Annotated in this window: 6 protein-coding genes, 1 tRNA gene and 1 riboswitch; of the genes, 3 read left to right on the top strand and 4 right to left on the bottom strand. The window is 40.6% G+C overall.

All coding sequences use genetic code 11. The features are described from left to right. Positions 1–139: 139 nt before the first annotated feature. Positions 140–787 (bottom strand): HupE/UreJ family protein, encoded by a 648-nt coding sequence (locus XEN7305_RS08360; protein ID WP_006508954.1) that lies wholly within the window; start codon positions 785–787, stop codon positions 140–142. 27 nt (positions 788–814) lie between these two features. Continuing rightward, a riboswitch (cobalamin riboswitch) is annotated at positions 815–959 on the bottom strand. Positions 960–1,311: 352 nt separating this feature from the next. On the opposite strand from XEN7305_RS08360, the gene XEN7305_RS08350 reads away from it, so the two are divergent. The 3 genes from XEN7305_RS08350 (at position 1,312) to XEN7305_RS08340 (ending at position 6,991) form a co-directional block, all read left to right on the top strand. Next, a complete protein-coding gene (locus tag XEN7305_RS08350; protein ID WP_006508952.1) occupies positions 1,312–1,569 on the top strand; it encodes a hypothetical protein in 258 nt (85 codons plus the stop codon). A 545-nt stretch (positions 1,570–2,114) separates the two neighbouring features. Further along, the gene (gene sbcC / locus XEN7305_RS08345; protein WP_006508951.1) at positions 2,115–5,138 is read left to right on the top strand and encodes an exonuclease subunit SbcC; all 3,024 of its coding nucleotides are present in this window, start codon (positions 2,115–2,117) and stop codon (positions 5,136–5,138) included. A 242-nt stretch (positions 5,139–5,380) separates the two neighbouring features. Beyond that, positions 5,381–6,991 (top strand): cation:proton antiporter, encoded by a 1,611-nt coding sequence (locus tag XEN7305_RS08340; protein ID WP_006508950.1) that lies wholly within the window; start codon positions 5,381–5,383, stop codon positions 6,989–6,991. A 20-nt stretch (positions 6,992–7,011) separates the two neighbouring features. Here XEN7305_RS08340 and XEN7305_RS08335 read toward each other — a convergent pair whose 3' ends face one another. From XEN7305_RS08335 to XEN7305_RS08325, 3 genes are all read right to left on the bottom strand, one after another. Then, entirely contained in the window at positions 7,012–8,103 is a 1,092-nt protein-coding gene (locus XEN7305_RS08335; RefSeq protein ID WP_006508949.1) for a 3-deoxy-7-phosphoheptulonate synthase, read from the bottom strand. Positions 8,104–8,320: 217 nt separating this feature from the next. Then, a tRNA-Leu gene (locus tag XEN7305_RS08330) sits at positions 8,321–8,402 on the bottom strand. Positions 8,403–8,454: 52 nt separating this feature from the next. Continuing rightward, positions 8,455–9,945 (bottom strand): hypothetical protein, encoded by a 1,491-nt coding sequence (locus XEN7305_RS08325; protein ID WP_006508948.1) that lies wholly within the window; start codon positions 9,943–9,945, stop codon positions 8,455–8,457. Between the last annotated feature and the right edge of the window lie 15 nt (positions 9,946–9,960).

The following is a 9,960-nucleotide window of genomic DNA, read 5'->3' as shown; positions in this document are numbered from 1 at the left end:
TTCTCGTTTAAAGATTGACTTTAAAAACCTAACGATTTGGGATTTGGGGTTTTAGGGGTTTGGGGAATAATAATAGCTAGATTTCCCTAATTCCCTACATCCCTATTTCCCTAAGCGAGAAGTATTGCCCAACTATCCATTAACCAAGGATTGCGTTGGAGAGAAAGGTTAAACCAATGCCTGCGATGGTGAAACCTGCAAACCGCAAATAAAGACTTGAGGAGTCATTTACTTGATTAACAGCTAATTTTCCTACATAAAATGAGATCGCGCTAATCAATATTTGAATCGAGGCAAAGCCCAATAAATAAGCAGCCACAGGAGTAGTTTCCGCCCCAAAAATTGACTCACCGTAGGCATATCCGTGAAATAGACCGGCGATCGCACCTAGCAGTATTAAAAGCAATAGATTGAATTGGCGATTCATTGCCAAAGCCAGACCAATCGTAAATACAGAAACAGAAATGATTAATTCTGGAGCAGGTAAATCAATACTGGAAAGATGAATTACAGTGCCCAAAGCCGTTGCCAGACTAAAGGTGATCGGAAGCAGAAGCCCACGTTTGGCAGTCAAAACAGCAATTAAGCCAATAGCGACGACAAATGCAAAATGATCTAAGCCGATGATGGGATGTCCAAGTCCTGAAAGGAAGCCTTCAATAAAAGTGGCAGGAGTTCTACCGCCGAGGGGGTGGTGAGCTTGAGCGGGATTGATGCCCACAATAAAACTCATAATTGGCAGACTGGCGCAAATAAAAGCGATTGCCCTTATTTTTTTCTGTAACATTATCTGTACCTCGCAGATTTTAAGTCATGTTGGCGCTAATTTGTCGGCGGGCGTTCTGGCTTAGAGGAATTTCCCTCGATCACAGTTGCGGGACAGCGTTGGATTTGCACCAAACTTTCCCCATTAACTCTAATGGATGCTCCCCATTAGAACCGGCTAGCGACCCAACACTATCACAAAACATTGAGCATTAAACATTAAAACATTTGTTACTCATCGCTTTTGCATGCTTTAGCCTGAAGCCTTTCTCTGAAAGTTACCTAGTACCGCTGCGCGAAAGTAATAAGTAATAAGTCTTGATACATCAGCTTTTTGTCCTTCGTTGATAGATAGCTTATTCACGCCCGCGTCCACTAGTGAGATTTCAGTTGCTCTGGCCCTTAATCCTAAATTCATAATCACATCCCATAATTTCAAGCTGCCATGAATTTTCGATGCCAACAACAGACTCACTGATTACGATCACAACAGGCAAACAGATATAAATCTAATTTGGATAGATAAACACACCAGTAAGTTAGATTATGAATAAGATATCTGTAATAAACCAAAATTCTTCTCAAGCTCAGAAATTTCAGAGTAACGCTAAGGTCCCAAATTCTCCTTTTAGATACAATACTCCCTATAGCAACTTAGCCTATGAAGATATCAATAATTCTCATCGAGGCAAAGGAAAAATATTACCCCTATACTGCTCAATTAAAAAGTTCAACCGAGAATATATTCCTGGGAAACTACAATCTAAAATTGTCGCTATAGATACAGCGATCGCAAAAAGATAAGCATTCCAATTCTTTTCTGCAATTATTGAAATTTGCGCACAACATATTATTTATTTCTCGAAGGGGTGATTAGCTAATCGCCCCTTCCTTTTGATTAAATTTTCCAAGTTGAACAACGAAGTAATAGGCTTTTCCCTAGAGCCCCAAATCCCTAAGTCCCTATTCAGAACTAGTAAATTTTGTACTCATCGAACTCACGTTCCTATTGGATACTTAGCTCCAAAATCAAGTCCTTCTGCCCTTGTAGCTCGCGATGCCCTTCAGGGCTGCTGTCAAACGAAGTCATAAGGAGGAAGTAAATTATCTCCTTCTGCCTTCTGCCTTCTCTCTTGGTGCGCGTTCCCTAGCGCCTTACAAAGGCGCGGGGTCGCACCGCTGCCCTCTGCCTTCAAGAACGAAGTCCTGGTCAAAACTCTTCAATGTTTATGAATTTTTGTAACATAATCGTTACCAAAGCAGGAATTACTTAATTAGCAATTCTAGACTGAAAGTCAATGCCAACAGACACAGGCATTTTGTCTGATCTCTAGCTAATTCACAACTGAATGATTCCGCTACAACTGACGTTAAAAAATTTTCTAAGTTATCGCGAAACCACCCTAGATTTTCGTGGCTTGCATACTGCTTGTATTTGTGGAGCCAATGGTGCAGGTAAATCTTCTTTACTAGAAGCCATTACTTGGGTGGTATGGGGCAAAACTCGTGCTGCTACAGAAGATGATGTGATCCATGGCGGAGAGAAAAATGTTCGAGTAGATTTTGACTTTATTTGTAACGAGCAAACTTATCGCATTATTCGTTCCCGTCCTCGGGGCAGGAGTGGGGCCTTAGAATTTCAGGTGGCAACTAATTCAGGAAGATTTCGTTCTCTAACCGCTAAGGGCATCAAGGCGACTCAAAAGGAAATTATCTCTTGTATTAAATTAGATTATGAAACCTTTATCAATTCAGCTTATTTACGTCAGGGCAGAGCTGATGAGTTTATGCTGCGTCGACCCAGCGATCGCAAGCAGATTCTAGCGGACCTATTAAAATTGGATCGCTATGAAGAGTTGGCCACTAAAGCCAAAGATTTGGCTAAGGAACAAAAAGGAAAAGTTGCCCAAATTGAACAGAGTTTATCCCCTTTGCAACTCGAAATTGATAAGCAAAAATCTATTCAACAAGAACTAGCTGATGTCGAAAAGACATTAAAAGAATCTCAGAAAGTCCAAAATACAAATCGCGATCGCCTAGAAAAGCTACAAACTATTGAGCATCAACGCCAAGCCTGGGAACAACAAATGACTTGGCAACAAAAACAACATCAGAATTTGACTCAAGATTGCGATCGCTTGCAAAAAGATATTTTGGCAATTCAAGCACAACAAAAAGAGTTAGCTCACTTATTAGAGGCCGAAGAGAAGATAGTCGCTAACTATGAGCAATTATTGCATTGGCAACAAGCAGAAAAAGATTTTGCTCAGAAATTTGAGATTTATCAGCGATCGCGAGAGCAGCAACAAAGTTTAGAACAACAATTATTACGACAAAAAAACGAACTAAATTTAGAAACCAAGCAGATTCAAACTCGTTTAGAAAATATTGAACAACAAGAACAAGAAATTAATCATATTTTTGCCCAGGCTGATGAAGTCGCCTCTGCGCTAGAAAATTTGGATCGCAGTCGTCGCAAATTAAAAGAGCTGGATAAATTACAAAAACATATTTCTCCTCTGCTCAAACAAAAGCAAAATTTGGAAACAGAAATCGCCAAGACCAAAGCTACTTTAAGTGCTAAATTAGAACAACTGCGGCTATCAGTACATCAATTAGAAACTCAAATTGCCCAAGTTCCCCAAATGCGACAAGCGGTTTTAACAGCTGATGCCCAGATTGTGAGTCTGGACAAGAAAAAGGTTTATCAAAAAAGGCTAGAAGAAAAAGGCACAGAAAGAAGACATTTCCAAGAAAAACTCCAAGAGAACCAACGAAGATACGAAAAACAATGGCAAGAATTACAGCAAAAACTAGATATGTTGGTAGTCCCCGATGCTATTTGCCCCCTTTGTGAACAAAATTTGGATGACCAACATCGCAACCATGTCGTTGAAAAAACTCAAAAAGAGCAAAAAATTACTCAAGAGCAGATTTGGACAATTCGTGAGCAATTAGCTACCTGCGAAAAAGAATTACAACTACTCCGCACAGAATATAAAAACATCTCTCAAGAACTTTCAGACTACGACCAATTACGACAGGAACTAGGACATTTAGAAGCTCAGCTAGAAGCGACAGAAGATATTTATGAACAATTAGAAAAAATTGAAAGTGAAAAAACAGCTCTAGAACAATCTTTGTCTACAGGAGAGTTTGCCTCTAATTTACAAGTACATCTTCAACAATTGGAAGGAGAACTCACTCACCTTAAATATGATGAACAAACCCATGCCTTAATCCGAGGAGAAGTAGATCGTTGGCGCTGGGCAGAAATTAAACAGGCAAAAATCGAAGATGCTCAAAAAAGACAAGCTAAGCTGAGTCAACAAAAACCTCAGTTGGTCGCCAAAATTACTGCTTTGACCCAGGAAATTGCCAGTTTAGAGGTTGATTCTGTGATCAAAAAACAAATAGATCAAGTTGCCCAAGAAATAGCTGATTTAGGCTATAACAATACGCAGCATCAAAAATTATTGGATTCTCTAAGAACAGCTCATAATTATAATTTGCAATATCAAGAACTCAAAAAAGCCCAGGAAAAATACCCTCAACTACAAACCAAAGAACAGGAGTTAGCTCAACTTTTTGCAGTGAGAACTCAAGATACAGCTGCTAGTCAAAAACAACTGGATAATTATCTAGAGCAAAAAGAAAAGATTAATGATTATCGTAGCGAAATTCAACAACTAGAACAGCAAATCCACCAGGGTCGTCAGGAATTGGATCGACTGATTAGTCACAGTGGCCGACTCAAAGAATCGATCGCCCAGATCGATAATCTGAAAATTCAATATCAAGCAGCTAGCCAGGAACTGCAAGCAACCAAAAGAAAATATCTTATCTATCAAGAATTAGCCCAAGCTTTTGGTAAAAATGGCATTCAAGCTCTAACCATCGAAAATATTTTGCCCCAACTTGAAGCCGAGACCAATCAGATCTTAGCTCGCCTGACAGGAAATCAATTTCATGTCCAATTTGTCACACAAAAAGCGAGTAAAAACACTTCTAAGAAAAATACTAAACTGATAGATACTCTGGATATTTTAATCGCCGATGCCCAAGGGACTCGTTCCTACGAAACCTATTCAGGAGGAGAAGCTTTTCGGATCAATTTTTCTATTCGTTTAGCCTTAGCAAGACTATTGGCACAGCGATCGGGAACTTCCTTAAAAATGTTAATTGTAGATGAAGGTTTTGGAACCCAAGATCCGGAAGGTTGCAATCGATTAATTGCTGCGATTAATGCGATCGCATCTGATTTTTCCTGTATCCTCGCCGTTACTCATATGCCCCAATTTAAGGAGGCTTTTCAAACTAGAATTGAAGTCTTTAAGGGAGACAGCGGTTCTTTATTAAGGGTTAGTAGTTAATTTATAGTCATTCTTTTGGGAAAAGGTTTTAGGTATTGGGTGTTAGGTGTTAGGGAAATCCCGAAAAACGATAAATTTAGCAATAGATAGGCTTGAGCTTTTACCAATGTCCTAAACAAAGTATGTAGTACTATATTCTCCAATTCAAATCAAAATAGAATTTTTTTAACCCAAAACCTAACGCCTAAAACCTAGCACCTAACCCAAAACCTAAAACCTAACACCTAACACCTATCTTAATAATGCAAATCGGCTTTCTCCTTAGTATCATCTTGATCTTATTACTGGGATTTTTCGGTGGTCAATTAGCTCGCAGAATGGGGGCTCCACCTCTGATGGGCATGATTATTGTCGGGATTTTATTGGGCTCTGAAGTCAGTAATGCGACCGCGCCTTCTGTGTTAGAACTTGCTGATGATCTACGCACCATGGCAGTTATGGTCATTCTAATGCGGGCAGGATTAGGTTTAGATCGCGATAAATTGCTGAAACAAGGTAATGTAGCTCTGAGATTGGGCGTGTTACCTGCGATCGCAGAAGCTTTGATGATTGCCTTGGCCGCAATCTGGCTGTTTCAGTTTGATTTCCTAACAGGGTTATTATTGGGTTGCGTTGTCAGTGCCGAATCTCCAGCAGTAATCGTCCCAGGAATGCTACGACTCAAGAGTTTGGGCTGGGGAACCCGCAAAGGAATTGCCGATGCGATTCTGACAGGAAGTGCTTTATCAGATGTTTTTGTCTTACTGCTATTTAGTTTGTTGCTCAATTTTTTGTCTCAGTCGGCGATCGATAGTAATGCCCTGTGGTTGTTGCCTTGGCAGGTGATCAGTCAAATTATTTTAGGAGTGATCATTGGCTATTTGGGAGCAAAGCTCATATTTTGGCTCACAATTCAACAACAATGGACCCAAAACACCGTTCAAGATACCTTAATTACTGCGAGTCTTGCTTTATTGATTATTGTTTTAGCTGAGCAGTTACCCTATTTTTCTGGTTATTTAGCAGCAATGGCTCTGGGATTTTTCCTCATTGAATTTAGTCCCCCTTTGGCCAGAAGATTGCGAGGGGAATTCAATCATCTCTGGATTGTGGCAGAAATTCTCTTATTTGTGCTTATGGGCGCAACTATTCAACTCAAAGTCTTAGAAAATATTTTCTTACCAGGCATTTTATTACTGGCTTTTGGTCTAATCTGTGGACGCACTATTGGTTGGTATGGCGCAACAGTGGGCAGTAATTGGAATTGGCGCGAGAAATTATTTTTATTACCCGGCAATTCTGCCAAAGCAACAGTCCAAGCTGCAATTGGGGGCATCCCCCTTAGTCAGGGCATCCCAGGAGGTGAGATTATCTTAGCAGTAGCAGCACTTTCAATCTTAATTACCGCACCGCTAGGAGCTTGGGCGATTCCCACCTTTGCCCCTAAACTATTAACCCAAGATCCTGTAGACCCGACCAAAACTGAGATCGCAACCCCAACTATTTTCTTAGCCGCGATCGATACTTCCGATTTAGCGGTTTGCGTTTTAACTAAAGTGGCAGATCTCGCCAGAAGAAGCAATGGAGAAGCGATCGTGATTCATCTGACCAATACTTCTTCCGAATCAGACATTCTTCGATTACAGCAACTTACTTCCCAGTTACTCTTGGATATTCCCCATCAATTTCTCACTATGACAGGTTCGATTCCCGAAGAGATTATTCGTCTGGCTAATGAATATCAAGTTACTGACATTATTATGGGCAAACGAGGACATCAACCTTGGGAAAAAGTTCTAATTGGTTCGGTATCTCAAGCTGTTATCGAAACCAGTACAATCCCTGTCATTTTAGTTGAGGAGATTAGGTGTTAGGTATTAGGTGTTAGAGCTTACTAACCAGCAGCGATCGGAACTTGATTTTCTTTAACTTGAGGTCTACCTGTGGCCACAGATTTTGCCAGGGAACGCAACATTTTCTTGGTTGTTTCCCAGTCCACACAAGCATCTGTAATGCTTTGACCATAAACTAAAGAAGCCGCATCGCTTCCTAATGATTGATTGCCGGCAATGAGATGACTTTCAATCATTACTCCCATAATATTTTCATTGCCCGACTCAACTTGTTGAGCAATATTATCTAGAACTACAGGTTGACGGGCATAATCCTTGTTACTATTTCCGTGACTACAATCTATGATTAAACGATGATTTAAAGCTTTATTTTTTAATGCAACAGCAGCATTTGCCACATCTTCTTGGTAATAGTTGGGTGAGCCAGAGCCCCCACGAAGCACTAAATGACCATCAGGATTACCTGTGGTTTTCACAATACTGGCTAGACCATCATTGCTAATTCCCAAAAAATGATGGGAAGTTCTAGCGGCCAACATGGCATTGATTGCAGCTTTGAGACTGCCATCGGTTCCGTTTTTATAACCTACAGGCATCGATAACCCAGAAGCCATTTGACGATGAATCTGACTTTCGGTGGTTCTCGCGCCGATCGCCGTCCAAGAAATGAGATCCGCAATATATTGAGGTGTAATCGGATCTAGTAATTCTGTGGCGGAAGGAAGATTAATATGGGCTAAATCTAGTAATAATTTACGAGCTAATTTTAATCCTGTATTAATATCATAGCTATTATCAAGATGGGGGTCATTAATTAAGCCCTTCCATCCAATAGTTGTTCTGGGCTTTTCAAAATAAACCCGCATCAAAATTTCTAATTCTCCTTGCAACTCTTCTCGCAAACTAGTCAGTCTTTGACCATATTCCATTGCTGCCGGGACATCATGAATTGAGCAGGGGCCAACAACAACTAATAGTCTTTGGTCTTCACCTGAGAGGATATTGCGAACGCGATCGCGAGTCTGGGACACTAAAGTAGCTGCTGTTTCTGTCAGAGAAAATTCGGACTTGATAAAGGCAGGACTTAGCAAAGGTCGATTTTCAATAACATGGAGATCACTAGTATTTTTCATTTGATGAGTATTGTTTTTTTATCTTGAGAAACAGCAATGGGCTACTGTATAAATTTAACACCTTCTTGAGCACTACAAGCTTTCAGATCACAAAACATTAAACCAAAAAAACACTAAAGCTAACCAGATCCCTAGTTCGACACTTTTAAGATACATTGGTTAGCTTTATTTAGTTATGCAAGAAAGACAGCTGATTACTTACTACTTTCAGGTTGAATGCGGATGAAGAGACTCGAACTCTTACGCCGTGAGACACTAGAACCTAAATCTAGCGCGTCTACCAATTCCGCCACATCCGCATGAATTGCACTGTTGTTCATGATAGCAAAAATTATTCAAAAGTCAAAAAAATTATTGCACCTTACAGAATTTTCTTTGGCGATCTATTTCGGGCTCTTGCCAAGAATAGGCAAAATGACTTACAGATTTTAGTTCCGGTAAAGATTTACGCAGCGCATCCATTTGGACTTCTAATCTCGGATGTTCTCGAAACTCATCACCCCAAACACCTGCCAAAGCAGGAATGACCTTAGTCTTCTCAGAAGCTGCTTGTAAAACCTGAGAAATTTCATCAATAATGCAGTGAGTACCATCGCAAACCGAATATGCCATCGGATGCCATTCCAAATCCTGAGGAAATTTGTCCCAAGCTTGCAGACGAGAATCAAATCCTGAATTGCCAACTAAACGATTCGCATCAGGAAAGAAAACTGCCCCAGCCGCAAGTTGTTGCTGTTGCACAGGCGAGGCGGCAAAAGAGAGAAAATCAATTACCCCCTGAGCCGCATGGGCCACTGAAAAGAACCAGAGATCTGCCTGCAAGCGGAGAAATCTATCCCTAGCAGATGTTTTAGTTTGAGCATTAGGCATTCGACGACCTTGCCAATTAGGTTCTCCTTCATTGGGGTAGAGCTGGTCTACTTGCGCCAGATCGCCAGGGGTTATCTTGCCATTCCTCACATAAATATCGATTAAGGCTTTGGCTTTTTGGTTAGTAGCTCGATTGTAAAGAGCTTGTAAGGATGCTGGGCTATAAATCCAGAGATCCCGAACCTTGCTAACTAGTGATTGATTCCCTGCACCTCTAGGATAACGAATGTAATCAAAGAGGACGCCATCAGGTTTTCTGCGTAATATTGTTTGCAGTAGATGGTAATAATCTTGCTGCGCTTGACGATTATAAGGATCAATGAAGGCTTGGGGATGGTCGCGAACAAAGGTCAGGCTATTTTCCCCTGTGCCATTGCGAGCTAGAGCCTCTTGTCGATCTTTTCTTTCTGCATATCGATATCCAAAATTCATGGTGAACATCCAAGCATATATTTTTAAGCCTCTTTCATGGCCTTTCTCAATAGTTTGCTTAAGTAGATCAATGTTATCCATGCCAGGAGAGTTTAATGTCGAGACCCAAGGTGTGGGATTATCAGCAGGAGGAAGTAATACTTGTCCGTTATAAAAAACCTCTAGATTAACTCTATTGTAGCCTAGGTTAACAATTCTATCTAGTACATGATCAATCGCGCCAGGACTAGCATCACAAGGGTATAGACGCAGCCAAATTGCCTGCTCTTGAGGCCAAGCTGTTTGACGACATTGAGTCACAATGCGCCTATGTTCTTGAATTAGGGATTGATATTCCTGTGTTGCCTGAGGGTTATTTTGTAATGAAGACTGTAATAGCTGTTCTTTCTTTTGAACTGCTTCTGATGGCAATTGGCAAAATCTGTTGGTGACGGCAAAAGCTGGTTTACTAAAGATTTCAGGATAAATCAGACTACTCAGCATAATGGAACTAGCCATTAAACTGCGTAACAGATTTTTGAATAGTGGCTGCTTTGACACTTTGCTTATTCTCCT

It is taken from the genome of Xenococcus sp. PCC 7305 (assembly GCF_000332055.1).
GTDB lineage: Bacteria > Cyanobacteriota > Cyanobacteriia > Cyanobacteriales > Xenococcaceae > Xenococcus.
The sequence above is the reverse complement of the archived record's forward strand: the minus strand, read 5'-3'. Positions and strand labels throughout refer to the sequence as shown.